25 protein-coding genes and 3 other RNA genes are annotated in these 23638 nt (G+C 65.9%); 22 read left to right on the top strand and 6 right to left on the bottom strand.

What is annotated here, in order from left to right:
* Positions 1-84: 84 nt before the first annotated feature.
* The 5 genes from ABQU90_RS09990 to ABQU90_RS10010 all read left to right on the top strand — a co-directional run bounded on the left by ABQU90_RS09990 (position 85) and on the right by ABQU90_RS10010 (position 5359).
* Entirely contained in the window at positions 85-954 is an 870-nt protein-coding gene (locus ABQU90_RS09990) for a carbohydrate ABC transporter permease (protein WP_055848611.1), read from the top strand.
* A 1-nt stretch (position 955) separates the two neighbouring features.
* A complete protein-coding gene (locus ABQU90_RS09995) occupies positions 956-1786 on the top strand; it encodes a carbohydrate ABC transporter permease (RefSeq protein ID WP_055848609.1) in 831 nt (276 codons plus the stop codon).
* Between the two features lie 25 nt (positions 1787-1811).
* Positions 1812-2831 (top strand): ABC transporter ATP-binding protein, encoded by a 1020-nt coding sequence (locus ABQU90_RS10000; RefSeq protein ID WP_055848606.1) that lies wholly within the window; start codon positions 1812-1814, stop codon positions 2829-2831.
* An 83-nt stretch (positions 2832-2914) separates the two neighbouring features.
* Positions 2915-3694: an SDR family NAD(P)-dependent oxidoreductase gene (locus ABQU90_RS10005; protein WP_202974316.1), complete on the top strand. Its 780-nt coding sequence runs from the start codon at positions 2915-2917 to the stop codon at positions 3692-3694.
* A gap of 3 nt (positions 3695-3697) precedes the next feature.
* Positions 3698-5359, top strand: coding sequence for an FGGY-family carbohydrate kinase (locus ABQU90_RS10010; protein ID WP_323522241.1), 1662 nt, complete (start codon positions 3698-3700; stop codon positions 5357-5359).
* Between the two features lie 559 nt (positions 5360-5918).
* Here the strand turns inward: ABQU90_RS10010 and rpoZ are convergent.
* The 3 genes from rpoZ to ABQU90_RS10025 all read right to left on the bottom strand — a co-directional run bounded on the left by rpoZ (position 5919) and on the right by ABQU90_RS10025 (position 8110).
* Positions 5919-6218 carry a DNA-directed RNA polymerase subunit omega gene (rpoZ, locus tag ABQU90_RS10015; protein ID WP_002812428.1) on the bottom strand — a complete coding sequence of 100 codons (300 nt, stop codon included), beginning with the start codon at positions 6216-6218 and terminating at the stop codon, positions 5919-5921.
* Positions 6219-6526: 308 nt separating this feature from the next.
* Positions 6527-7138: a guanylate kinase gene (gmk, locus tag ABQU90_RS10020; protein WP_055848600.1), complete on the bottom strand. Its 612-nt coding sequence runs from the start codon at positions 7136-7138 to the stop codon at positions 6527-6529.
* 111 nt (positions 7139-7249) lie between these two features.
* Positions 7250-8110, bottom strand: coding sequence for a YicC/YloC family endoribonuclease (locus ABQU90_RS10025; RefSeq protein WP_055848598.1), 861 nt, complete (start codon positions 8108-8110; stop codon positions 7250-7252).
* A gap of 113 nt (positions 8111-8223) precedes the next feature.
* Between ABQU90_RS10025 and rph the strand changes: the two genes are divergently transcribed.
* From rph to ABQU90_RS10070, 9 genes are all read left to right on the top strand, one after another.
* Entirely contained in the window at positions 8224-8949 is a 726-nt protein-coding gene (rph, locus tag ABQU90_RS10030; RefSeq protein WP_055848595.1) for a ribonuclease PH, read from the top strand.
* Positions 8946-9338, top strand: a complete 393-nt coding sequence (locus ABQU90_RS10035; RefSeq protein ID WP_323522240.1) for a VOC family protein — start codon at positions 8946-8948, stop codon at positions 9336-9338. The genes rph and ABQU90_RS10035 overlap by 4 nt, the downstream gene beginning before the upstream one ends.
* A complete protein-coding gene (rdgB, locus tag ABQU90_RS10040; protein WP_161963132.1) occupies positions 9335-9934 on the top strand; it encodes an RdgB/HAM1 family non-canonical purine NTP pyrophosphatase in 600 nt (199 codons plus the stop codon). The genes ABQU90_RS10035 and rdgB overlap by 4 nt, the downstream gene beginning before the upstream one ends.
* Before the next feature lie 16 nt (positions 9935-9950).
* On the top strand, positions 9951-11108 hold the full coding sequence (gene hemW, locus ABQU90_RS10045) for a radical SAM family heme chaperone HemW (RefSeq protein ID WP_311240264.1): 1158 nt from the start codon (positions 9951-9953) through the stop codon (positions 11106-11108).
* A 195-nt stretch (positions 11109-11303) separates the two neighbouring features.
* On the top strand, positions 11304-13730 hold the full coding sequence (locus tag ABQU90_RS10050; protein ID WP_323522239.1) for a DUF1631 domain-containing protein: 2427 nt from the start codon (positions 11304-11306) through the stop codon (positions 13728-13730).
* Entirely contained in the window at positions 13727-14074 is a 348-nt protein-coding gene (locus tag ABQU90_RS10055; RefSeq protein ID WP_055848580.1) for a PilZ domain-containing protein, read from the top strand. Before ABQU90_RS10050 ends, ABQU90_RS10055 begins: the two co-directional genes overlap by 4 nt.
* A 58-nt stretch (positions 14075-14132) precedes the next feature.
* A complete protein-coding gene (gene pepQ, locus ABQU90_RS10060; protein WP_323522238.1) occupies positions 14133-15458 on the top strand; it encodes a Xaa-Pro dipeptidase in 1326 nt (441 codons plus the stop codon).
* A 64-nt stretch (positions 15459-15522) separates the two neighbouring features.
* Positions 15523-15599, top strand: a non-coding RNA gene (locus ABQU90_RS10065) — sX9 sRNA.
* Between the two features lie 31 nt (positions 15600-15630).
* On the top strand, positions 15631-16026 hold the full coding sequence (locus ABQU90_RS10070; RefSeq protein WP_323522237.1) for an XVIPCD domain-containing protein: 396 nt from the start codon (positions 15631-15633) through the stop codon (positions 16024-16026).
* Between the two features lie 99 nt (positions 16027-16125).
* Here ABQU90_RS10070 and ABQU90_RS10075 read toward each other — a convergent pair.
* The 3 genes from ABQU90_RS10075 to ABQU90_RS10085 all read right to left on the bottom strand — a co-directional run bounded on the left by ABQU90_RS10075 (position 16126) and on the right by ABQU90_RS10085 (position 18301).
* Positions 16126-16202: non-coding RNA, sX9 sRNA (locus tag ABQU90_RS10075), on the bottom strand.
* A gap of 211 nt (positions 16203-16413) precedes the next feature.
* Positions 16414-17745: an aminopeptidase P N-terminal domain-containing protein gene (locus tag ABQU90_RS10080; protein ID WP_323522236.1), complete on the bottom strand. Its 1332-nt coding sequence runs from the start codon at positions 17743-17745 to the stop codon at positions 16414-16416.
* A 13-nt stretch (positions 17746-17758) separates the two neighbouring features.
* Complete coding sequence (locus ABQU90_RS10085; RefSeq protein ID WP_115513786.1) at positions 17759-18301, bottom strand: YecA/YgfB family protein; 543 nt, start codon at positions 18299-18301, stop codon at positions 17759-17761.
* Between the two features lie 237 nt (positions 18302-18538).
* Here ABQU90_RS10085 and ABQU90_RS10090 point away from each other — a divergent pair, with 237 nt between their 5' ends.
* From ABQU90_RS10090 to ABQU90_RS10125, 8 genes are all read left to right on the top strand, one after another.
* The gene (locus tag ABQU90_RS10090) at positions 18539-18760 is read left to right on the top strand and encodes a TIGR02449 family protein (protein ID WP_055850286.1); all 222 of its coding nucleotides are present in this window, start codon (positions 18539-18541) and stop codon (positions 18758-18760) included.
* Positions 18757-19056, top strand: coding sequence for a cell division protein ZapA (locus tag ABQU90_RS10095; protein WP_055848567.1), 300 nt, complete (start codon positions 18757-18759; stop codon positions 19054-19056). Before ABQU90_RS10090 ends, ABQU90_RS10095 begins: the two co-directional genes overlap by 4 nt.
* A 96-nt stretch (positions 19057-19152) precedes the next feature.
* A non-coding RNA gene (gene ssrS / locus ABQU90_RS10100) (6S RNA) lies at positions 19153-19336 on the top strand.
* Between the two features lie 846 nt (positions 19337-20182).
* A complete protein-coding gene (locus ABQU90_RS10105; RefSeq protein ID WP_323522235.1) occupies positions 20183-20773 on the top strand; it encodes a 5-formyltetrahydrofolate cyclo-ligase in 591 nt (196 codons plus the stop codon).
* Complete coding sequence (locus ABQU90_RS10110) at positions 20770-21240, top strand: EVE domain-containing protein (RefSeq protein WP_323522234.1); 471 nt, start codon at positions 20770-20772, stop codon at positions 21238-21240. The genes ABQU90_RS10105 and ABQU90_RS10110 overlap by 4 nt, the downstream gene beginning before the upstream one ends.
* A 106-nt stretch (positions 21241-21346) precedes the next feature.
* A complete protein-coding gene (gene rpiA / locus ABQU90_RS10115; protein ID WP_055848559.1) occupies positions 21347-21994 on the top strand; it encodes a ribose-5-phosphate isomerase RpiA in 648 nt (215 codons plus the stop codon).
* A gap of 251 nt (positions 21995-22245) precedes the next feature.
* Complete coding sequence (locus ABQU90_RS10120) at positions 22246-22692, top strand: DUF192 domain-containing protein (protein ID WP_323522233.1); 447 nt, start codon at positions 22246-22248, stop codon at positions 22690-22692.
* A 40-nt stretch (positions 22693-22732) separates the two neighbouring features.
* Positions 22733-23614 carry a SirB1 family protein gene (locus ABQU90_RS10125; protein WP_055848554.1) on the top strand — a complete coding sequence of 294 codons (882 nt, stop codon included), beginning with the start codon at positions 22733-22735 and terminating at the stop codon, positions 23612-23614.
* Positions 23615-23638 lie beyond the last annotated feature (24 nt).

Consider the following 23638-nt stretch of genomic DNA (forward strand, 5'->3'; position numbering starts at 1 on the left):
TTCGACGCCTATCCCGGCGTCGACGCATCCGGCCGCTGCCATGCATTGCAGGCGCGCTGCCTGCCTCCACCCTGGACCTTGCCGATGGCCACCCATCAAACGCAAAAACTCGCACGGTTCCTGATCGCGCCGTCGATCGTGCTGTTGCTGGCCTGGATGATCGTGCCGCTGGCGATGACGGTGTGGTTTTCCACGTTGAACTACAACCTGCTCAACCCGGAACAGACCTTTGTCGGACTGGGCAATTACCGCTACTTCCTGAGCAACCCGGCGTTTCTCTCTTCGCTGGGCAATACCTTGTTGCTGGTCGGCTCGGTACTGGCGATCACGGCCGTCTTCGGCGTGCTGATCGCGCTGCTGCTGGACCAGGTATTCGTGGGGCGCCGCATCGTGCGCTTGATGCTGATCGCACCATTCTTCGTGATGCCGACGGTGAGCGCGCTGATCTGGAAGAACCTGCTGATGCATCCGGTGTCCGGGCTATTGGCATGGCTATGGCAAAGCGTTGGCCTGACCCCGATCGACTGGTTCACCCAGTACCCGATGTTCTCGATCATCGTCATCGTGGCCTGGCAATGGTTGCCGTTTGCGGTACTGATCCTGCTGACCGCACTGCAGTCGCTGGATGAAGAACAACAGGAAGCCGCGCTGATGGATGGCGCCGGTGCATTCGATCGCTTCTTCCATCTGACCCTGCCGCATCTGGCGCGCCCGCTGACCATCGTGGTGCTGATCGAAACCATCTTCCTGCTCACCGTGTTCGTGGAGATCTACGTCACTACCGGCGGCGGGCCCGGCCTGCAAACCACCAATCTGGCGTACCTGATCTATTCGCAGGCACTGCTACAGTACGACGTGGGCGCCGCATCGGCAGGCGGATTGATCGCCGTGGTGCTGGCCAATATCGCGGCCATCTTCCTGGTGCGCATCGTCGGCAAGAACCTGGAGACCTGAGATGGCACGTCGTACGTCCACGTTGCAAATCCTCGTCACCACGGTTGCCGCATGGGTGGTCGGCGGCGTGATCTTCTTCCCGATCCTGTGGATGCTGCTGACCAGCTTCAAGACCGAGGTCGATGCATTTTCCAGCCCGCCCAGCTTCGTGTTCTTCCATTGGACGCTGGAAAACTACGTCGCCGTGCAGGGACGCAGCGACTACTTCGCGCATGCCTGGAATTCGGTGGCGGTATCGCTGGGGTCCACCCTGATCGCGCTGGTCATCGCCATCCCTGCCGCGTGGTCGATGGCGTTCTCGCCCACCAAGCGCACACGCGGGATTCTGCTGTGGATGCTATCCACCAAGATGCTGCCGCCGGTGGGCGTGCTGGTGCCGATCTATCTGCTGTACCGCGACTCCGGGCTGCTGGATACCCAGCTGGGCCTGATCATCGTGCTGTGCCTGAGCAACCTGCCGATCATGGTCTGGATGCTGTTCAACTACTTCAAGGACATCCCCAAGGACATCCTGGAAGCGGCGCGCATGGACGGCGCCACCATCGGCAAGGAAATCCTCTACATCCTGGCGCCGATGGCGGTTCCCGGCATTGCGTCTTCGCTGTTGCTCAACGTGATCCTGGCCTGGAACGAGGCGTTCTGGTCGTTGAATCTTTCCTCGTCCAAGGCCGCACCGTTGACCGCGTTCATTGCGTCGTATTCGAGCCCGGAAGGCCTGTTCTGGGCCAAGTTGTCGGCCGCCTCGACGATGGCCATCGCGCCGATTCTGGTGCTGGGCTGGTTCTGCCAGAAGCAGCTCGTGCGCGGGCTCACCTTCGGCGCGGTGAAGTAGCTCACTCAACTTTGATAGGTGGTTCATGGGACGCATCACACTGCAAGGTGTCAGCAAATCCTTCGACGACACACAGGTCATCCACGGCGCGGATCTGGAGATCGACGACGGCAAATTCGTGGTCTTCGTCGGCCCCTCCGGCTGCGGCAAGACCACGCTATTGCGCCTGATCGCCGGGCTGGAAGATGTGAGCGGCGGGCGCATCCTCATCGACGGCCAGGACGTGACCGGCCTGGCGCCGGCCAAGCGTGGCTTGTCGATGGTATTTCAGTCGTATGCGCTGTATCCGCACATGAGCGTGCGTAAGAACATCGCCTTCGGCCTGAAAATGGCGCGCGTGCCCAGTGCCGAGATCGAGCGTCGCGTGGCGCAGGCCGCCACGGTGCTCAACCTCACCGATTATCTCGACCGCAAGCCTGGGCAGTTGTCCGGCGGCCAGCGCCAGCGCGTGGCGATCGGCCGCGCCATCGTGCGCGAGCCCAAGGGCTTTCTGTTCGACGAACCGCTCTCCAATCTGGACGCGGCCTTGCGCGTGCAGATGCGCCTGGAAGTCACCCGCCTGCAGAAGCAGCTCAAGACCACCGCTGTGTATGTCACCCACGACCAGGTCGAAGCGATGACCATGGCCGACGAGATCGTGGTGCTGCAGGCCGGACGCATCGAACAGGTCGGCACGCCACTGGAGTTGTACGAGCGCCCTGCCAATGTATTCGTGGCCGGCTTCATCGGCTCGCCGCGCATGAATCTGCTGCAGGGCGAGGTAGCCGCGCGCCATGGTGCGGTCACGCTCGGGGTGCGCCCGGAGCACATCGCCGTGCAGCGCGGCAGCCCCGCAACTGGCACCGGCGATGCCTGGCAAGGCAGCGTGATCCAGGCCGAGCATCTGGGCAGCGACACCTTCGTGTACGTGGAGATCCCCGGCGTAGGCACGGTCGATGCGCGTTGCACCGGCGATCTGCGCGTGCACGTCGGCGAGACGGTGACCCTGGTCCCCGACCCGCAGCACCTGCACCGCTTCGACGCGCAGCAACAGGCCATGCGCTGAGCGCGCGCTCCACCCCAAACCTCCCTCCCCCTCGTTCCTCCCCCGTTTTCGTTCCTCCCCCACGATCAAGACCAGCAGGAGACATGCCGATGTATCTGGACAAGTTCAAACTCGATGGCCGCGTGGCGGTCGTCACCGGCGGCGGCCGCGCGATCGGCCTGGCGATTTGCGAGGCGCTGGCCGAAGCCGGCGCCAAAGTGGTCATTGCCGATCACGATGGCGCTGTGGCCGAGCAAGGCCTGGCCACCCTGCGCAGCAAGGGCCTGGATGCAGAGTTCGTGCAGATGGACGTCACCGATTCGGCACGCGTCACCAGCGTTGCCGATACATTGAACGCGCAGTTCGGCAAGGTCGACATCCTGGTCAACAACGCCGGCATCGCCCGTAGCCAGACCCCGGCCGAAACGGTCACCGACGAGCACTGGCTCAACGTCATCGACGTCAACCTCAATGGCACGTTCTGGTGCTGCCGCGCGTTCGGCAAGCACATGCTGCAAAGTGGCGATGGCGTGATCGTCAACGTCGGCTCGATGTCCGGCTTCATCGTCAACAAACCGCAGGCGCAGGCCTACTACAACGCCTCCAAGGCAGCGGTGCATCACCTGACCAAATCGCTGGCCGCCGAGTGGGGCGCACGCGGCGTGCGCGTCAATGCCGTCGCGCCGACCTATATCGCCACGCCACTCAATGCCTTCGTCAAGGAAGACCCGGCGATGTACGACGCCTGGATCGGCGGCACGCCGATGGGACGGCTGGGCGAAGTGGAAGAAATCGCCTCGGTGGCGCTGTTTCTGGCCTCCCCTGCCGCCAGCCTGATGACCGGCAGTATCGTGCTGGCCGACGGCGGCTATACCTGCTGGTAAGCCATGCAACCGACCAACGAGGCGATCTATATCGGCGTGGACGTGGGCACCGGCAGCGCCCGCGCCGGGCTGTTCGACGCGCGCGGCCAGTTGCTCGGCACCGCGCGCCATGCCATCCAGACCTGGTACCTGCCCGGCGAGATGGTCGAGCAATCTTCCGCAGACATCTGGCAGGCCTGCGTGCAGGCGATCCGCGCCGCGCTGGCGCACACCGGCGTGGACGTCGCTCGGGTAGCGGGCATCGGCTTCGATGCCACCTGCTCGCTGGTGGCGGTGGCCGCCGACGGCGGGCCGGTGTGCATCAGCCCCAGCGACCAGGCCGACCGCGATGTGATCGTGTGGATGGACCACCGCGCCATCGCCCAGGCCGCGCACATCAACGCCACCGACGAGCCGGTGCTGCGCTATGTCGGCGGGCAGATCTCGCCGGAAATGCAGACCCCCAAGCTGCTATGGCTCAAGCAGCACCTGCCCGACAGCTACGCACGCGCGGCGCATTTCTTCGACCTGGCCGACTGGCTGAGCTGGCGCGCCACCGGTAGCACCGCACGCTCGCTCTGCACGGTGACCTGCAAGTGGACCTACGTGCAGCACGAAGGCGGCTGGAGCCGACGTTACTTCGAACGCATCGGCCTGGCCGACCTGCTGGACGATGCGGCCGCGCGGATCGGCAGCGAGGTGGTGCCGCCCGGCACGGCGCTGGGCGAGGGGCTTTCGGCGCAGGCTGCCGACGAATTGGGCTTGCGTGCCGGCATCGCGGTAGGCGCGGCGTTGATCGACGCGCATGCCGGTGCCATCGGTACGCTTGCCAGCCCGTCCGCAGATGGCCAGCCAATGCCGCTCACCGCGCGGCTGGCCTATATCTTCGGCACCTCGGCCTGCGTGCTGGCCAGCACCCAGACGCCCTGCTTCACGCCCGGGGTCTGGGGGCCTTACGGCTCCGCACTGGTCCCGGGGCTATGGCTCAACGAGGGTGGCCAATCCGCCGCCGGCGTGGCAATCGACACCCTGGTGCGCTCGCATCCGGGCTATGCCGACGCCAACGCACAGGCCACCGCCGCAGGCCAGGATGTGCTGCAGTGGCTGGAAGAACGCGTGCTGGCGCGCGTCGGCAGCGCGTCCCAGGCCGCCGTGCTGGCGCGCGGGCTGCATGTGCTGCCGGACTATCTGGGCAACCGCTCGCCCGATGCCGACCCCAACGCCCGCGCCATGATCGCCGGGCTGACCATCGACCACGATCTGCAAGGTCTGGAAGCGCTGTACGTGGCCGGTGTCTGCGGTCTGGGCTACGGGCTGGCCGACATCATCGATGCGCTGCGCGCGCAGGGGGTGAGGTTCGACAGCGTGATCATGAGTGGCGGCGCCAGCCACAGCCGCCTGGTCCGCCAATTGATGGCCGATGCCTGCGGCGTGCCGGTGCAGGTTGCCGCCACCGCCGAACCGGTGCTGCTGGGCAGCGCAATGCTGGCCGCAGTGGCCAGCGGCGGCTTTGCCGATCTGCCGGCAGCGATGTCGGCGATGAGCGGCCTGGGCGCGAGCACCACCGCGACGCCGGTGCACATCGCGCGCCTGCATGCCGCAAAGCGACGTGGCTACCAGGCCATGCAGGCGCTGGACCGGAACCTGCGTGATGAGATGGCGCAGCTGCCGGCGGACGACGACTGATGCCTGCGATGCGCGATTAACCAGCGCCTGCCGGCAGCTGGTGCAGGCAGGCCCACCAGCGCGCCGGCCGGGGGCGCTGCACCATCGCCCGCGACGCGAGATGGCGCAGGTGTTGGCAGACAACTCCTGACGCGTGCGTCGCGTGATCGGCGAAGCGTGCAGCGGTGGGCGAAGGCATGGCGACCAGCGCGCCGATTGAGCGCACTGGACCGATAGCTGCGCTGCTGGGACGGCGCCGCTGCCGGGAGACGACGCCTGAAGCGCGCGTCATGCGATCGGCGAGCGTATGCGGCGCACCCACGTCGATGAAAACTGCCGACGCACTGCGGCGAGCAGCCGTCGGGCAGCGCATGCGATGCGCGGGAACCGGAGGGCATGCATGGCACACGGCGATGCAGCGCATGACGGCCAGACACGCGGCGACGTAGCGCGCTACGGCCAGACACGCGTCATCGAAGCGCCGTGATTCTGCTGATCGCGCCACAGGCCTCAAAACGCAAACAGCCCGCACAAGGCGGGCTGTCTGGACATCGTCGGCCACCGCAGTGGCGGGTGACGATCAGTCGTCGTTCTTCGACATGTCTTCGTCGGCGACCACTTCGGCGGCGGCCCATTCCAGCGCTTCGCGCTCGGCACGCTCGCGTTCGGCCTTCTCGACTTCATCGATCAGGGCGTTGTCGATCCGGCGGGCAGCGATCTCGCGCAGCGCCATCACGGTGGGCTTGTCGCTGGCGTCTGCGTTTTCGATCAACGGCTGCACGCCGTTGGCGAGCTGACGGGCGCGCTTGGAGGCCATCATGACCAGCTCGAAACGGTTGTTCACGACTTCCAGGCAATCTTCTACGGTAATGCGGGCCATGCGGGCTCCCGGCGACCAGCAACGGCCGCGCATCGAATGAGGGAAAGGGGGCGGAGTGTACGCCGGCGTCGCTGGGCGGGCAACCGGCGGCCATTCAGTTTGCTTTGGAATCAGCCACTTGGACCACATCGACCAACCTGCACCAGCGCCCCGGTGCGCAGAACACCCCTGCAAGTCCGGCCGGTCAGCCGCCATCCCAGGTCATACATCGCGGCACCCATGCCGGTCGTCGACCTGCCGCGTTTGGCGTCGGAGCAAGCGCTGCGGGCAGCGTGCATCACGCGCGTGCAAGCGCCCACCCGGCGGGCTCAGTCCAGCAATGCCTGGATGAGGCCGGCATGCCGCTGCTGCTGCGCCTGCCGACGCAACCGGCTGGCGGTGAAGATGGCGCACATCTCCGAGACCGCGGTGTCGAAGGTCTCGTTGATGATCACGTAATCGAACTCTTCGAAATGCAGCATTTCTTCGCGTGCGGCAGCCAGCCGCTGCGCCATCACGTCTTCGCTGTCCTGCCCGCGCTTGCGCATGCGCTCGTCCAGCGCCTGGCGTGACGGCGGCAGGATGAACACGCTCACTGCATCGGGCACCTTCTGGCGGACCTGGCGCGCGCCCTGCCAATCGATCTCCAGCAGCACATCGTGGCCGGCGGCCAACTGCGGCTCCACCGACTGCCGTGCGGTGCCCTTCCAGTCGCCATGCACCCGCGCATATTCGAAAAAGTCGCCCGCTTCGATCATGCCCTGGAACTCGTCTGCCGACACAAAATGGTAGTGCTCGGCATGCCGCTCGCCCGGCCGCGGCGCGCGCGAGGTGAACGAGATCGACAAGGCGATCTTCGGGTCGCGCGCCAAGGTGGCGTTGACGATGCTGCTCTTGCCGGCGCCCGAGGGGGCCGCAACGATATAGAGGGTGCCGCGCATTTTAGGGAATAGGGAGTCGAGAATAGGGAATGGGGCACCGCGCGGAGCAAGCAGGCCGTGGGGAATCGTACCTGCTTTGACGATTCCCCATTCCCGATTGCCTATTCACGGCTATTCGATGTTCTGCACCTGCTCGCGGATCTGGTCGATCAGCACCTTCAGATCCACCGCGGCGTTGGAGGTGCGGCTGTCCACCGACTTGGAGCCCAGCGTATTGGCTTCGCGGTTGAACTCCTGCAGCAGAAAGTCCAGCCGGCGGCCGACCGGTTCGCGCTGCTTGAGCACGCGGCGGATTTCGGAAATGTGGCTGGACAGACGGTCCAGTTCCTCGTCCACATCGAGCTTCTGCAGCCACAGCACCAGTTCCTGCTCGGCGCGGCCCGGGTCCACCGGATGCGGCAGATCGGCCAGGCGTGCAGCCAGCTTGGCGCGCTGCCCCTCGCGAATTGCCGGGATCAAAACGCGCACCTCGGCGGCGATGCGTTCGATCGCATCCACACGCTCGCTGATCGCCTCGGCCAGCTTGCCGCCTTCGCGCTCGCGCGCAACCACAAAACTGTCGACCACTTCGTCGAGCAAGGCCAGCGCCTGGGCCTGCAGCGCGGGCGCATCCACGTCCTGCACCTGCAACACGCCGGGCAGCTGCAGCAGATCGGTAAAGCCCACCTGCAACTTGGGAAACAGCCCGTCCAGCCGCGTGGCCAGCGCACCCAGTTCCTGCAGCAGCGATTCGTTGACCGCCAGCGTCTGTGCGTTGTCCGGCGCACGCAAGCGCAGCGTCAGGTCCAGCTTGCCGCGGCTGTTCTTGGCTGCCACGCGTTCGCGCAGCAGCGGCTCCAGCGCACGCAATTCTTCGGGCAGGCGCACGCCCACTTCCAGAAAGCGGTGGTTGACCGAGCGCAGCTCGCAACCAAGCGTGCCCCAGGGCGTGATGCGTTCGCCGCCAGCAAACGCGGTCATGCTTCGGATCATCGTGAATCCCGTGCCGTCAAAGCGCGAATGGTACCCTAGCCGCCCACACCGGCCGGCTGCTGCCCGCCGTGCATTGGCGCCAAGACCCACCTCCCGACTTCCGGACTCATCGCATGACCTTTTCCCGTCCCAGCGGCCGCATGGCCGATCAGCTGCGCCCGGTGCGCATCGAACGCTCCTTCACCCGCCATGCCGAAGGCTCGGTGCTGGTGAGCTTCGGCGACACCCGCGTGCTGTGCACCGCCAGCGTGGAAAACCGCGTGCCGAACTTCCTGCGCGGCAAGGGCGAAGGCTGGGTCACCGCCGAATACGGCATGTTGCCGCGCTCCACCCACACCCGCTCCGACCGCGAAGCCGCACGCGGCAAGCAGGGCGGGCGCACGCTGGAAATCCAGCGGCTGATCGGCCGCGCCTTGCGCGCCTGCGTGGATCGCAACGCACTGGGCGAGCGCACCATCACCCTGGACTGCGACGTGCTGCAGGCCGACGGCGGCACCCGTACTGCCGCGATCACCGGCGCCTACGTGGCGCTGGCCGATGCGGTGAACCTGCTGCTCAAGCGCGGCGACATCAAGAAGCATCCGTTGATCGGCGCCGTCGCTGCGGTGTCGGTGGGCATCTATCGCGGCGAGCCGGTGCTGGATCTGGACTACCCGGAAGACAGCGACTGCGACACCGACATGAATGTGGTGATGAACGATGGCGGCGGCTTCATCGAGCTGCAGGGCACCGCCGAAGGTCACGCGTTCCGCCGCGAAGAACTCAATGCGCTGCTCGCCCTGGCCGAAAAGGGCATGGGCGAATTGTTCGCACTGCAACGCGCTGCGCTGGCCGGATGAGCCGGCGCATTGCCCTGACCACGCTGCTGGTCGCCGATTACGATGCGGCCATTGCCTGGTACAGCGGCGCGCTGGGCTTCCAGGTGCTGGAAGATCGCGCGTTGGGCGACGGCAAACGCTGGGTGGTGATCGGCCCGGGCAGCGCGCAGGATGCCGGCTTGCTGCTTGCGCAGCCGGCCGACGTCGCGCAGCAGGCGCGCATCGGCGACCAGACCGGTGGGCGGGTGGATCATTTTCTCTACACCGAAGACTTCTGGCGCGACCACGCGGCGATGCAGGCGTTTGGCGTGGAATTTCTGGAAACCCCGCGCGAAGAACCGTACGGCACGGTCGTGGTGTTCCGCGATCTGTACGGCACCAAGTGGGATTTGCTGGAGCCCAAGCAATGAAACAACTGGTCCTGGCCAGCGGCAACGCCGGCAAGCTGGAAGAACTGCGCGCGATGCTGGCCGCATTGCCGCTGCGCATCGTCGCGCAAGGCGAACTCGGAGTGGACGACGTGCCGGAAACCGGCCTGACCTTCGTCGAGAACGCGCTGATCAAGGCACGCCATGCCAGCGCCGTCACCGGCCTGCCCGCGCTGGCCGATGACTCCGGTCTGATCGTCGATGCGCTTGGCGGTGCGCCCGGTTTGTACAGCGCGCGCTATGCCGGCAGCCCGACCAATGCACAGGCCAACAACGCCAAGTTGCTCGATGCCATGCGCGATGTGCCCGCCGAACGCCGCAGCGCGCGTTTTTACGCGGTGATCGTGCTGCTGCGTCACCCGGAAGATCCGCAGCCGCTGATCGCCGAAGGCAGCTGGGAAGGCGTGATCACCACGCAACCGCGCGGCGATGGCGGCTTTGGTTACAACCCGGTGTTCCTGGACCCGGTGTACGGCCTGACCGCAGCGGAAATGGACAGCGAGCTGAAGAACCGCCTGAGCCACCGCGCAGTGGCGCTGGCCACGCTGCAGCACAAACTGCACGCGCTCGCGCTGTAACGGACGATCTCACGCAGTGCCCGACCTGATCCCGCCCCCGCTCTCGCTCTACGTGCACCTGCCCTGGTGCGTACGCAAATGCCCGTATTGCGACTTCAACTCGCATGCGGCCAAGGGCGTGCTGCCGTTCGAGGACTATGTGGATGCATTGATCCGCGACCTGGATGCAGATCTGCCGCTGGTATGGGGACGCGTGGTGCATTCGGTGTTCTTCGGTGGGGGCACGCCCAGCCTGTTTCCGGCCGAGGCGATCGACCGCTTTTTGCAGGCCGCAGCGGCGCGGCTGCGGTTTGCGCCGAACCTTGAAATCACCCTGGAAACCAACCCGGGCACGGCCGAACATGGCCGCTTCGAGCACTACCGCGCGGCCGGCGTGAACCGGCTGAGCTTCGGGGTGCAGACCTTCGATGATGTGGCATTGCAGCGGCTGGGTCGCATCCATGACAGCGCCGACGCCGAGCGTGCGATCAAGCTTGCGCAGGATGCCGGCTACGACAATTTCAACATCGACCTGATGTATGCGTTGCCCGAGCAGACGCTACTGCAGGCCGAGCACGATCTTGAGCGCGCTTTCGCGCTGCAGCCCACGCACATGTCGCATTACCAGCTCACGCTGGAACCGAATACGGTGTTCTTCGCGCGGCCGCCCAAGGGCATTCCCGACGACGATGCGGCCTGGGATATCCAGGAACATTGCCAAGCGTTGCTCGCCGACGCCGGCTACGCGCAGTACGAAGTCAGCGCCTACGCCAAACCCGGGCGGCAGTGCGCGCACAACCTCAATTACTGGCGCTTTGGCGATTACCTGGGCATCGGCGCCGGCGCGCACGGCAAGATCAGTTCCGGCGCCGAGCAGCACGTGCTGCGTCGCTGGAAGCACAAGCACCCGCAAACCTATCTGGCCAGCGCCGGCACCGCCGCGTCGATCGGCGGCGATGAAGTCGTGCCGCGCGAGCGCTTGCCGTTCGAATACATGCTCAATCTGTTGCGGCTGCACGAAGGGTTTCGCCTGAGCGATTTCGAGGCATCGACCGGCCTGGCTGCCGCGACCATCGCTGCGCCGGTGGCGCGTGCGGTGGCACAGGGGTGGCTGATCGAGCAGCAAGGACGTGTGGTGCCCACCGAACTGGGCCGCCGCTTTACCAACGATGTGGTCGAACTGTTCCTGAGCTGACCGCGCACGTCGCTCTGCAGGCGTTGTCGGCAACACGTTGATACGACGGCTGGCAACTCTGCAGCTACTGGCGCACGCTCCTGCCGACGTACACGCACAGACAGCGACGCATCGACTGCCTGCACCCACAGGGTCGCTGGGCAGTGGGAAAACATGCTACATAGCTCACGCTTCGCATCGAGCCCACCCTCCCGGATGTCCACGCCCGTTTCTTCCCTGCAGCCCACACTCAGCGGCCCGATCGCCGAGGCACCCGTGTCCGCGCGTGGCCGTCGCCTGCTGGGCATGCTGCATGCGCACTGCGTGCAGGCGCTCAACGGCTCACTGCGCTTGACCATCGTCGAGCTGGAGCGCGAACTGCTGCACCGGGCCGAACATGCGCGCAACAGCCAGATTCAGGCCGATACCTACGCGCAGATGCGTGGGCTACGCGATCACATCGACCAATTCCCGCAGCTGTTCCTGCAGCACCTGGCGCAGGATCTGGCCATGTTGCGCGAACGCCCCGCGCTGGTGCCGCCCGCCGAGACAACGGCCCAGCCGCAGATGCTGACCCTGGTGGAAGACACCGATATCGACCGCGATATCGTGCTCAGCGAGATCGCCCGCCGCGAAACGGCACGGCGTGCCGACGCGCTGCAATTGCTGGCACAGCGGCTGGCGGTGATCGGCGCGGTGCCGGAGTTCGAGCTGGACGCCTTGCCGCTTGGCCCCTACGCGCTCTGCCGGATCCTGCGCGAGTGCGGCCAGCTGCTGGGCCTCAACCTGGATGGTCAACTGGCGCTGTACAAGGTGTTCGAGCACCAGGTGATGGACCGCTTGGGCGACCTGTACGAGAGCGCCAACGCCGCGCTGGCGCAGGAAGGCATTCTGCCGGGGCTGATCTACCACCCGTATCTGGTCAGACCCACGCAGGTGCAGACACGCCGCACCTTGCCGGACAGCGCAGGCGCGCCCAGGAACGCTGCAACCTCCGGCACGCCCGGCGCCGCGCACCCGGGCGCGCGCCCGGCCACCGCATGGGCCGGCCAATCCGCGCCAACCGCATGGCAGAGCGCGCTGCTCGATGCGCACGGCACGTCCGCGATTGCGCCCCCCGCAGCAACAACTGCGCAAGCGACCTCACCCGCGCTGGACGACGCCGCACACGCGCTGGACAGCCTGATGTCCTCGGCCCGCCAGTCGCAGGCAGCAGCCAGCGCTGGCATGCATCAGCGCGGCGCGCCGGGCAGCCTGGTGCAGGCCGCCGCTGCACAACCGTCTGTACAGTCCTCTGCGCAGCCCTCCGGCCCTGCCCCGGTCAGCGTGCCCAAGGCCGCGCTCGGCGAGGCGCTGGCCAGCCTGCAAGGCGCGCTGGGCGCGCAGCCGGCTGCAGCATCGCAGGGGTCCGGTATCGATGCGGTGCAACGTCAGGTGCTGGCGCTGTTACGCGCCGAGCACGGCGCAGATGCCGCGCTCTCGCCGCAGGACAACGACACCTTCGACCTGCTCGGTCTGCTCTACGCGCAGATGCAACGCGAAGTGCGCGAGCACACGCCCGCGCAGGCCCTGCTCGCCAAGCTGCAGGTGCCGGTGGTGCGCGCCGCGTTGGCCGACACGCATTTCTTCGTGCGTGACCAGCACCCGGTGCGCGAGTTGCTCAATACCGTGGCCGAGTCCGGGGCGGTGTGGCTGGGTGACGACGACGTCGACCCGCAGCTGTTGCACAAGCTGGGCAGCGCAGTCGACACCATCGTCAACGACTACCAGGGCGACGAGGCGGTGTTTGCAACCGCCAACGACGATATCCAGACGCATCTGCGCAACCTCGCGCGCAAGGCCGAAGTGGCCGAACGCCGGCATGTGGATGCCGCACGCGGCAAGGAACGGCTGGAATCGGCCAAGCAGCAGGCGCAGGCGCGCATCGAGCAACTCTGCGAAGACAGCGCGCCGCCGCGCTTCGTGCAATCGCTGCTGCGCCAGGCGTGGTCGGACGTCCTCACGCTCACCCTGCTGCGGCAAGGCGAGCAATCGCCCGAATGGGACGAGCGCCAGGCCCTGACCGCGCGCATCGCCGAAGTCACCTGCCGCAGCAAGGGACTGCCAACCGACATCGCGCTGGGCACCGACGTCGAAACCGCGTTGCTGCAGGTCGGCTATCACCACGACGAAGCGGCTGCGATCGCGCGGCGCCTGTCCACGCCCGGTGGCGACGATGCGCTCACCTCGCGCACCGAGCTCACCGCCAAACTCAAGGCGCGCGCGCGGCTGGGCGACCAGGGCGACACCGCTGCGCGCAAGCCGGCCATCACACCGCGAACGCCGGACGAGGAAGCCTGCTACGTGCAGCTGCGCAGCCTGCCTTTCGGCACCTGGTTCGAATTTGTGATCAATCAACAAGGCGACCTGCGTCGGCAGCGCCTGTCCTGGTACAGCCCGATGACCGGCAACGCGCTGTTCGTCAATCAGCGCGGGCAAAAGCTCGGCGAGCAATCGCTGGATGGTCTGTCGCGGCTGATGGCCAGCGGCCAGGCACGCTTGCTGGTGGAAGAAAAATCGCGGCTGATCGATCGCGCCTGGCATGCCACCGTGCGCACGCTACGCAGCCTGGCTGGCCACTCCCCCACCGAGGCCTCCACATGATCCAGGACACCCGCCGCGCCCCGCGCCGCCAGCCCAGCGACATGGTGCCGGTCGTCGACATGCTCAGCGACGCGCAGATCGGCCGGGTCGGCAATGTCTCCGAAACCGGCATGTTACTGCTGGCCTCGGTTCCATTGCACGACGACGCGCTGTATCAGTTGCGTTTCAGCCTGCCCGAGCGCATCGGCCGCGCCACCGAAATCGATGTCGGCGTGCACTTGCTGTGGTCCGAGGCCGCACATGCGCCGGGACAGGCCTGGGCGGGCTTTCGTTTTCTGAGCATGTCCGAGCCTCATCGCCTGCGCCTGCGCGCCTGGATCGCCGAAGAACACATGGTCGGCTGACCGATCACAGGCTTTGCGGCAAACTTGCGCCCTGCCTTGCATCGCGACCGAGTTCCGCATGACCCAGCCTTCCATGAGCCGCCTGTATTCCGACCACCTGCGCACGCTCACCGCGCGCACGGATGAAGCGCTGCAGCGCGGCGGCTTCGATCACCTGGTGGTGCCCAGCGGCACCACGCACTACCAGCTGTTCGACGACCGCGATTACCCGTTCGCGGTCAACCCGCAGTTCAAGACCTGGGTGCCGCTGACGCGCATCCCCAACAGCTGGCTGATCTACACCCCGGGCCAGCGCCCGACGGTGCTCTTCTATCAGCCGTTCGACTACTGGCATGTGGTGCCCGACGCCCCCAGCGGCTGGTGGGTGGAGCATTGCGACATCCACATCATCCGCACCCCGGACGAGGCCTTGAAGCTGCTGCCCGCGCGCAGCGAACGCTGCGCCATCCTCGGTGAAGCGCAGAGCGCGTTGGGCGCCTATGTGCCGAACAACCCGCAGCCGGTCATCGATTACCTGGACTATCAGCGCGCCTTCAAGACGCCGTACGAACTGGCGCTGATGCGCGTCGCCCAGCAATTGGCGGTGCGTGGGCATCGCGCGGCCGAAGCGGCGTTTCGCGCAGGCCAGAGCGAATTCGGCATCCACATGGCCTACTGCGCAGCAGTGGGCCAGGACGCCAACACGCTTCCGTACGGCAACATCATCGCGCTCAACGAACATGGCGCAGTGCTGCATTACACCGAGCTGGGCCAACACGCGCCGCAACCGCTGCGCAGCTTTCTGATCGATGCCGGCGCGTCGGCAGACGGTTACGCAAGCGACATCACCCGTACCTACGCCGCCGACATCGGCAGCGAGTTTCAGGCGCTGATCGACGCCGTCGATGCCGCACAGGTGCGCATGGGCCAAAGCGTGCGTGCCGGGGTGGATTACAAGCAACTGCATGTGGACGCGCATCTGGCCCTGATGGGCATCCTCAAGGATTTCGGCATCCTCACCGTGTCGGCCGAGGCCGCACTGGCCACCGGCGTCAGCGCCGCGTTCTTCCCGCACGGCCTGGGCCACCTGATCGGCCTGCAGGTGCACGATGTGGCCGGCTTCGCCGCCAGCGACCGCGGCGGCCGCATCGAACGCCCGGCAGGCCATCCGGCTCTGCGTCTGACCCGCGTCCTGGAACCTGGCATGGTGGTGACCATCGAACCCGGCGTGTACTTCATCGACATGCTGCTGGACGAAGTGAAAAAGAACGGCCACGCCGCCAGCGTCGACTGGCAGCGCGTGGAGCAGTTCAAGCCCTACGGCGGCATTCGCATCGAAGACGAAGTGGTGTGCACCGATGACGCACCGGAAAACCTGACCCGGCCGGTGTTTGCCGCATCTTGATTTAGAGCGGCTAACAAACCGACTGCGCAGCCGCCAGGCGGGCGCGGCCGGTGCTCGATGCGGCATGTACCACTCGTACACTCCGGTTCTGGGCGCGCCGTCCACACCCACCTGACGACTGCTCGCTACGGTTTGTTAGCCACTCTTACACTGCACAGCACGGAGCATCGCCATGAACGATCCACGCCAGACCTCGCACCCCGACCACCCGATGTATCAGCAGATCGAACGCGGCGTGCATGCGATCGACGCCGCGCATGGGCGCGACCCAGACCAGACCAGCGCGCGACTCACTGCCGCCTTGCTGCCATTGGCGAAGGAAGGCGGGCTGTCGCGCGTGGATCACGTGCTGATGAGCGAAGCGAACAAGACCGGCGTGCACGGCGGCGAAAACGTGTTCGTGGTGCAGGGCGATCCCGCTAATCCGACACATCTGCGCGCGCACATGAAAACCGAGCAGGCACTGGCAACGCCCGAAGAACAGTCATTCGAGCGTGCGCGGCAGATCGCTGCACCTGGCGAGACGCTGCAACAGCCAGAGCGCACGCAGACACCGCAGCTGGGCTAGTGACACTGCTGGCGCGTTGTGGCGACGGCGCGTCAAGCAAGGTCACATCGACGGCGCACGCGCTGGTTGGAAGCACGCTCGGCGCGAATCATTAAGATCAGCTCATACAACGTAGCGAGTCGTCGTCAGGTGGATCAGGACGACGCACTCAGAAACGAAGTGCACGCGCGGTACATGCCGCACCGAGCACCAGCCAAGCCTGCCTGGCGACTACACAGTCGTCTTGTTAGCTGATCCAAGTCCGTCGCGCATCTTGAGTTGCGTGTGCGGTTGCGCCGGCTGATCAGCCGATTGCGGTGACGCATCGCAATGCCAAGCGTCCAGCGTCTGTGTGGAAGGTACTGACGGCAACGCGACTGACGATCCAGACGCTCCACCTGTCAGCAACTACACACTGACGCCGGCCATCTCCGCTTCGATCTCATCGGCGCTGCGCGCCAGCGCATCGGTGAGCACGCGATGGCCATCGGCGGTGATCAGCACATTGTCTTCGGTGCGGATGCCGATGCCGCGCCACTTGGCGTCCACGCTGGTATCGTCGGCGGAGACGTACAGCCCAGGCTCGATGGTGAACACCATGCCGGGCTCCAGCAGGCGCGAGTCGCCGGCCAAGCGGTAATCGCCGACGTCGTGCACATCCAGGCCCAGCCAATGCCCGGTCTTGTGCCGATAGAACCGCTTGTACTGCTCCTCGGCGATGTTGCGCTCCAACTTGCCCTTGAGCAGGCCCAGGCGCAGCAGCCCCTCGGTCAAGGTCTCCACCGCAGCCAGGTGGCCGGCCTCGTACGCCACGCCGGGCTCGGCCTGCGCGAGCGCAGCCGCCTGCGCCGCACCGACCAGCGCGTGCAGCGCGCGCTGCGCGGGCGTGAAGCGGCCGTTGACCGGGAAAGTACGGGTGATATCGGCTGCATAACCGCGGTATTCGGCACCGGCATCGATCAGCACCAGCTCGCCTTCGCGGCTACGCGCATTGTTGGCGCGGTAATGCAGCACACACGCGTTGCTGCCGGTGCCGACGATGCTGCCGTACGCCGGCCATGCATCGGCAGCGCGGAATTCGCGCTCCACCTCGGCCTGCAGTTCGTACTCGTGCACGCCCGGGCGCGCCAGCCGCATCGCCGCACGGTGCGCACGCACGCTGATGTCGGCGGCCTGCTGCATCAAGGCGATTTCGTCGCGCGATTTGAACAGGCGCTGCTCGTGCAGCAGATGGCCAAGCTCCAGAAATTCGTGCGGCGGCTGCGCGCCATGACGCACCTGCTCGCGCACCCGCTTGAGCCAGCCGATCAACTTGAGATCGAAATCGACATCGCGCCCGAAGTGGTAATAGACCCGGGTGCGGCCTTCCAGCAACCCGGGCAGGATCTCGTCCACGTCGTCGATGGGGTACGCATCGTCCATGCCGTAGCGTTCCACCGCCCCTTCCTGGCCCTCGCGTGGGCCATCCCAGGCTTCGCGCTCGGCATCGCGCTCGCGGCAGAACAGGATCGCTTCGCCATGCTTGCGCCCGGGCACCAACACCAGCACTGCTTCCGGCTCGGGAAACCCGCTCAGATACCAAAAGTCCGAATCCTGCCGATACGGGTAATGGGTGTCGTGGCTGCGGATGCGCTCGGGCGCAGCCGGCAGGATCAGGATGGCCTGCTCGCCGGCCATCTGCATGAGCTGCTTGCGCCGGCGCGCGTATTCGGCCGCGCCGATCCCGGTGAGCTTTTTCATATCGGCGCGGCGATCAGTTCAAGCGTTGACGGAAACGCGGCCCCATCACGCAGTCGCCATGCAGCAACAGCACTGCCACGCGCACGAACTCTTCGATCTCGGCCAGCGCGGTGTCGTCTTCTTCGCCGGCATCGAAGTCGTCGCTGGAGGCCTGCGCCAGACGCGCCAGATCCTGCAACGCTTCCTCGCCCTCTTCGCTCAGCGCCGGGCGCTGCTGCGCGGCCAGCCCGAAACCGCCCAGAAACGCGCGGCACCAGTCGAACAAGGCATCGGTGCGCGCTGGCAGCGGCGCACCGTCTTCGACCAGCAGCAGCTCGAACGCGAAATCGCGATCTTCCAGCTGCGCCACCGTGACCTGGCGCATCTGATCCAGCGCGCCACCCTGTTTGGGCGACACCTGCGCGGTGTCGGCCAGGATGCGCGCCAGCCAGTCGCCGCTGTCGGCACCACCGCCTGACAGCCATCCACATAGCCCGCCATGCAACTCCGCCGCAGAGGACGCCAGCGCGAGCTGACGACTTTCAGTTTGCACAGCGGTTACGTCAGGCAGATCCATCGACTCATCCAGGCTAAGGGCAGAAGGCGCCCACGCATGCGCGGGCGATCAGACTTCCCAGTGTATCAAGGCACCCCGTATCGGCTGCTACCGCGACGTTCCATGCAGCGTTCCACGCGCGCTACGCCGGACTGGCGCGATCTGGCCAAAGGCCTTGGCGGGCTTGGCCTGACGGCACGTAAGCCACCGGTCGTCCGGCGCTTGACCGCCGCGCGCACCCGCCCCTATCGTGAGCGCATGGATAACGCTGCCGCCCTCGCTCAACTCCGCGCACTTGCCGCCCGCGTGGAGGCGCTGGTCGAGCGAACTCAACGGCTGACCGACGAAAACCGCAGCCTGCGGCACCAACAGGAACAGCTGATCGGCGAGCGCTCGCAGCTGCTGACCAAGAACGAGCAGGCCCGTTCACGGGTGGAAGCCATGATCGTACGGTTGAAGTCATTGGAGCAGCACACGTGAGTACCACCGAGCCGGTCAGCGTGCGTATTCTGGATCGTGAATACACGGTTGGCGTGACCGCAGAAGAGCGCGAGAGTCTCACCGCCGCAGCGCGGCTGCTGGATCTGCGCATGCGCGAGATTCGCGGCAGCAACCGTATGGCGGCGGTGGATCGCGTCGCGGTGCTGGCCGCACTCAATCTTGCGCACGAACTGCAGCAGGTGCGCGATCAGCAGGCGCTCTACGATCGCGAACTGGCCAACACGCTCGACACCTTGAATCGTCGTCTGGACAGCGTTGCCGACACGCCGCGTTGAGGCCTACGTCGCAGTGTCGTCGCAAAGATGAACTTTGCAGGGCGCGCGCCGACGAATGGGCTAGCCATCGCGCAGCAGAGGTCTATAATTCGATTGCGTTCTCTGCTGTAAACGACAGCGTGCAAAACATTCGCCTTGTCCCTTAATTACGACCATGGGGGCGCGACGAAGCCGGGTGTGCAAGTCCGCCTTGTAGCGGGAAGCCCGATGGCCTCACAACGTCCCCACTTGAACCCCGGGTTCAAGGTCGTTTCGCCCGCATCGTCACGGCGGAGAATGCAAATCTGAAACGGCGCCTTCGGGCGTCGTTTCTTTTTGTGTGTTCGTCTTTTTGTGCGCTCGAAGCCTGTCTGTTTGTGCATCCACCGCTTGCAACTGAGGTCTGAGCATGAGCTTGCGGCAATGATGCCATGTGCGTTCGCACGCTATCTGCGCTCGCGCAGCTATGCCCTGGCGCGTTTACGCCGATTGACACCGCACTGGTGCGACGCGTCGCCGGATTGCCGCGACCATGCCACTACCCACCGACTCCGTACTGGGATCGTCGATGCGCGAATCCGAACCCAACACCACCGAATCGGCACCGTACGCCGATTGACACCGCACTGGTGCGACGCGTCGCCGGATGCCGCGACCATGCCACTGCCCACCGACTCCGTGCTGGGATCGCCGGTGCGCGAACCCGAACCCAACACCGCCGAATCGGCACCGAAGGCGATGCGTGCGCCTTGCACCGCTGCACTTAGGCCTGATCGCACCTGAACTCATCTCCTTTCGTCGGTTCGATTTCCAATAAAGCCCAGTTGGTGGATCCGCAGCGCCTGCTCTTCCAGTGACGAAGCCAGATCCCTGCCGCGCGCAGCCTTCGCACCTATCGCTGCACGCGCTCCTGCGAGCACGGTCCACGTACCGATGGCGCGGCCGCGTGTATGACCAACCGCGCATGACGTCGCGCACGCGATGCAATCAGGTTGCATGGCATGAGAGTGATCCATACGACGACACCGCCAAAAAGATCGGCTTGCGTGAAACCCGACGGACCGCCAGCGCGCCATTCCGGACACACCGCTAGGCACGTGGACGCCTGCCGCCGACAATGTGTCTCCCTCACCGCCGCGAGACCCCAATGACCGAGGACCGAGAGGCGTTGCGCCAGCAGCTACGCGCGCAGCGGCGCAGCCTGCCGGCGGCGCAGCGTCTGGCCGCTGCCGATGCACTGGCCGAGCAGTTGCTGGCGCTGCCGTTTGCGCCGCAGACCGGCGCGGTGGCCGGGTATTGGGCGATGGATGGCGAGATCGCCTTGCATCGCTGGCAACTGAGCTTGCCAGCGGGGGTGCGCTATTGCCTGCCGGTGCTGGACGGCCGCGCGCTGCGCTTTGCGCCGTGGCGGCCGGGCCAGGGCCTGGTCAGCAATCGCTACGGCATTCCCGAGCCGGACGTGGAGCGCACCGAGCTGCTTGCACCCGAAGAGATGGCGCTGGTGGTGACCCCGCTCACCGGTTTCGACGCCGCGTGTCGGCGGCTGGGCATGGGAGGTGGCTGGTATGATCGCAGCTTCGCGTTCCGGCATCGCCAGGCGCCACCGCCCTGGCTGGTCGGCGTCGGCTTCGCTGCGCAACAGGTACCTGCGTTGCCGACCGAATCCTGGGACGTGGCGATGGATGCCATCTGTACCGAACACGCCACTTTCCTGAAAGACGACACCCTCTCTGTATGACTGCCCGCAAGCGCTATTGGTTGATGAAGTCCGAGCCGGACACGTTTTCCATCGATGATCTGGAGCGCGTCGGCACCGAGCCGTGGAACGGCGTACGCAATTACCAGGCGCGCAATTTCATGCGCGACAGCATGCAGGTCGGCGATGGCGTGTTTTTTTATCACTCCAACTGCAAGGTGCCCGGCATCGTCGGCATCGCCAAGGTGGCGAGCGCGGCGTACCCGGACGACACCCAGTTCGACCCCAGGTCCGATTACCACGACCCCAAGGCCAGCCGCGAAGACCCGCGCTGGATGCTGGTGGACGTGGCGTTCGAGCGCAAACTCAAACACACGATTTCGCTGGACGAGATCAAGCAGCACGCCGATGCGTTGGGTGAAGGCTTCCCGCTGATTGCGCGCGGCAACCGCCTATCGATCCTGCCGGTGACCGCCGCGCAATGGAAATTGTTGCTGGCGATGGAGTAGCCGGGAGTAGGGATTCGGGATTTGCGAGTTGCAAATCCCGGCCCAGCCCAGCCGCTCTTGCGATTCCCGATTCCCGATTCCCGACTTCCTAATCCCGAGCCCAAACATGTCCGAAGCAAAACGCCTGGCCGCCGAGAAGGCAATCGATTACGTGGAAGACGGCATGATCGTCGGTGTCGGCACCGGTTCGACGGTGGCCTACTTCATCGATGCGCTGGGGCGTATCGGCCATCGCATCAAGGGGGCGGTGTCCAGCTCCGAGCAGAGCACCGCGCGCCTGCGCCAGCACGGCATCGAGGTGCTGGATCTCAACCACACCGGCACGCTGTCGCTGTATGTGGACGGCGCCGACGAGTGCGACCCGAACCGCTGTCTGATCAAGGGCGGCGGTGCGGCGCTGACGCGCGAGAAGATCATTGCCGAAGCCAGCGAGCGCTTCATCTGCATCGTCGACCCCAGCAAGCAGGTGCCGGTGCTGGGTACGTTTCCGCTGCCGGTGGAAGTGATTCCGATGGCGCGCAGCCTGGTCGCCCGCCAGATTCTGGCAATGACCGGCGGCCAGCCGGTGTGGCGCGATGGCGTGGTCACCGACAACGGCAACGTGGTGCTGGACGTGCATAACCTGCAGATCACCGATCCGGTGGCGCTGGAGCGCAGCTTGAACCAGATTCCCGGTGTGGTCTGCGTAGGTTTGTTCGCGCGCCGCCCGGCCGATGTGGTAATCGTCGGCGGCGAGCCGCCGCGCGTGCTCTGACGCGACTGGCCGTTGCCCGCCTACCGCACGGGACCTTCTGCGGCATGGATGCCGCATACGCGCCTTCCTGGATGGATTCACGGCGTGTCCCGTGCCGGTAGGCGGGCAGCGGCGCAGCAGCCAAGCCGCAGATCAACCGCCGAATCGATCTCGACGCGTGCACAACCAACACGCACGTACCCATGCACCGGCTTGACGCACGCCGGTGCATGGCAGAAGGTGCGCCATCCCTCGCCCCGTCGGTATGCCGCATGCGCCCTGCCCGCTTCCTCGTTCTTGCGTGTCTGATCCTGCTCGGCGGCTGCGCCAGCAGCGGTCCCTGGGTGGAACTGGCCGGCGCACGCTATCAGGTGGAGCTGGCGCAGAACGATGCCGACCGCACCAAGGGGCTGATGTTCCGCGATGCCATGGATGAAGATCGCGGCATGCTGTTCATCCACGACCGCCAGGAGCCGATGGCGTACTGGATGAAGAACACCAAGATCGCGCTGGACATCCTGTATTTCGACGACCAGCGCCGGCTGGTGTCGCAGCAGCGCAATGTGCCGCCCTGTTCGGCCGGCGATGCCTGCCCGCCTTATCCCAGCAAGGCGCCGGCCCGCTATGTGCTGGAGCTCAATGCCGGCCAGGCGGCCAAGCTCAACCTGCAGGACGGGGCGGAACTTGGTTTCAGTCCGGATATTCCCAAGCTGAAGTGATTCACAGCGATGCGGTGTCTCCTGTCAGGAAGTACCGGACTTGAACCCCGCGCCGCTTGCCGACACTCTTGTCGGCATGGTCGACATGCTCCCACTTCCCCATTGGACCGCGCTCGCCAGCCTGGACGACGATGCGGTGCCGTTGATGTCCACCGCGCTGCTGATCGCGCGCGACGAATATCCGCAGCTGGACGCCGAGCTATACGACACGCTGGTGCAGAGCCACGTCGAGCATCTGCGCCGCGAAGTGGATGCGATCGATCTGTGGCCGTTGAAGATGGCCGCGGTCAATCGCTACCTGTTCGATGAGCTGGGCTACTCGGGCAATCACGACGAGTACTACGACCCGCGCAACAGCTATCTCAACCAGGTATTCGAGCGCCGGCTGGGCAATCCGATCTCGCTGGCGATGGTGCAGATCGAAGTGGCCCGGCGCCTGGGCATCCCGCTGGCGGGCGTGTCGTTCCCGGGACATTTCCTGGTGCGGCTGCCGGTGGACGACGGCGTGCTGGTGATGGACCCGTTCAATGGCGGTCGCCCGTTGGGCGTGGACGAGCTACGCGAACGCGCGCGCCCGCACCTGGGGGGCGAAATTCCCGACGACCGCGCTTTGGCGCAGATTCTCGACCCCGCCCCACACCGGGCGATCCTGATCCGCATCCTGCGCAATCTGCACGGCGTCTACGCCGATGCCGAACACTGGGACCGCGCCGCACGCAGCGCCGACCGCATCCTGAAGCTGGTGCCCGACCAACCCGAAGCGCTGCGCGACCGCGGCATGGCCTACCTGCATCTGGGCCACCGCAACGGTGCGCGGCATGACCTGACGCGTTATCTGCTGCTCAACCCCAGCGCGCAGGATGCTGCAAACCTGCACGAGCATCTGGTGGAATTGAACAGCCAGCGCGCTCGCTCGCACTGACTATTGCCGTCGGGAAACAGCCCC

Origin of the sequence: Xanthomonas sp. WHRI 10207 (genome assembly GCF_040202975.1) — a bacterium.
Taxonomy (GTDB): Bacteria; Pseudomonadota; Gammaproteobacteria; order Xanthomonadales; family Xanthomonadaceae; genus Xanthomonas.

Excerpts from the sequence above, each read along its gene's own strand:
- ABQU90_RS09990 (WP_055848611.1), top strand. The coding sequence starts at position 85 with ATGGCCACCCATCAAACGCAAAAACTCGCACGGTTCCTGATCGCGCCG.
- ABQU90_RS09995 (WP_055848609.1), top strand. The coding sequence starts at position 956 with ATGGCACGTCGTACGTCCACGTTGCAAATCCTCGTCACCACGGTTGCC.
- ABQU90_RS10000 (WP_055848606.1), top strand. The coding sequence starts at position 1,812 with ATGGGACGCATCACACTGCAAGGTGTCAGCAAATCCTTCGACGACACA.
- ABQU90_RS10005 (WP_202974316.1), top strand. The coding sequence starts at position 2,915 with ATGCCGATGTATCTGGACAAGTTCAAACTCGATGGCCGCGTGGCGGTC.
- ABQU90_RS10010 (WP_323522241.1), top strand. The coding sequence starts at position 3,698 with ATGCAACCGACCAACGAGGCGATCTATATCGGCGTGGACGTGGGCACC.
- rpoZ (WP_002812428.1), bottom strand. The coding sequence starts at position 6,218 with ATGGCCCGCATTACCGTAGAAGATTGCCTGGAAGTCGTGAACAACCGT.
- gmk (WP_055848600.1), bottom strand. The coding sequence starts at position 7,138 with ATGCGCGGCACCCTCTATATCGTTGCGGCCCCCTCGGGCGCCGGCAAG.
- ABQU90_RS10025 (WP_055848598.1), bottom strand. The coding sequence starts at position 8,110 with ATGATCCGAAGCATGACCGCGTTTGCTGGCGGCGAACGCATCACGCCC.
- rph (WP_055848595.1), top strand. The coding sequence starts at position 8,224 with ATGACCTTTTCCCGTCCCAGCGGCCGCATGGCCGATCAGCTGCGCCCG.
- ABQU90_RS10035 (WP_323522240.1), top strand. The coding sequence starts at position 8,946 with ATGAGCCGGCGCATTGCCCTGACCACGCTGCTGGTCGCCGATTACGAT.
- rdgB (WP_161963132.1), top strand. The coding sequence starts at position 9,335 with ATGAAACAACTGGTCCTGGCCAGCGGCAACGCCGGCAAGCTGGAAGAA.
- ABQU90_RS10050 (WP_323522239.1), top strand. The coding sequence starts at position 11,304 with ATGTCCACGCCCGTTTCTTCCCTGCAGCCCACACTCAGCGGCCCGATC.
- ABQU90_RS10055 (WP_055848580.1), top strand. The coding sequence starts at position 13,727 with ATGATCCAGGACACCCGCCGCGCCCCGCGCCGCCAGCCCAGCGACATG.
- pepQ (WP_323522238.1), top strand. The coding sequence starts at position 14,133 with ATGACCCAGCCTTCCATGAGCCGCCTGTATTCCGACCACCTGCGCACG.
- ABQU90_RS10070 (WP_323522237.1), top strand. The coding sequence starts at position 15,631 with ATGAACGATCCACGCCAGACCTCGCACCCCGACCACCCGATGTATCAG.
- ABQU90_RS10080 (WP_323522236.1), bottom strand. The coding sequence starts at position 17,745 with ATGAAAAAGCTCACCGGGATCGGCGCGGCCGAATACGCGCGCCGGCGC.
- ABQU90_RS10085 (WP_115513786.1), bottom strand. The coding sequence starts at position 18,301 with ATGGATCTGCCTGACGTAACCGCTGTGCAAACTGAAAGTCGTCAGCTC.
- ABQU90_RS10090 (WP_055850286.1), top strand. The coding sequence starts at position 18,539 with ATGGATAACGCTGCCGCCCTCGCTCAACTCCGCGCACTTGCCGCCCGC.
- ABQU90_RS10105 (WP_323522235.1), top strand. The coding sequence starts at position 20,183 with ATGACCGAGGACCGAGAGGCGTTGCGCCAGCAGCTACGCGCGCAGCGG.
- ABQU90_RS10110 (WP_323522234.1), top strand. The coding sequence starts at position 20,770 with ATGACTGCCCGCAAGCGCTATTGGTTGATGAAGTCCGAGCCGGACACG.
- rpiA (WP_055848559.1), top strand. The coding sequence starts at position 21,347 with ATGTCCGAAGCAAAACGCCTGGCCGCCGAGAAGGCAATCGATTACGTG.
- ABQU90_RS10120 (WP_323522233.1), top strand. The coding sequence starts at position 22,246 with ATGCGCCCTGCCCGCTTCCTCGTTCTTGCGTGTCTGATCCTGCTCGGC.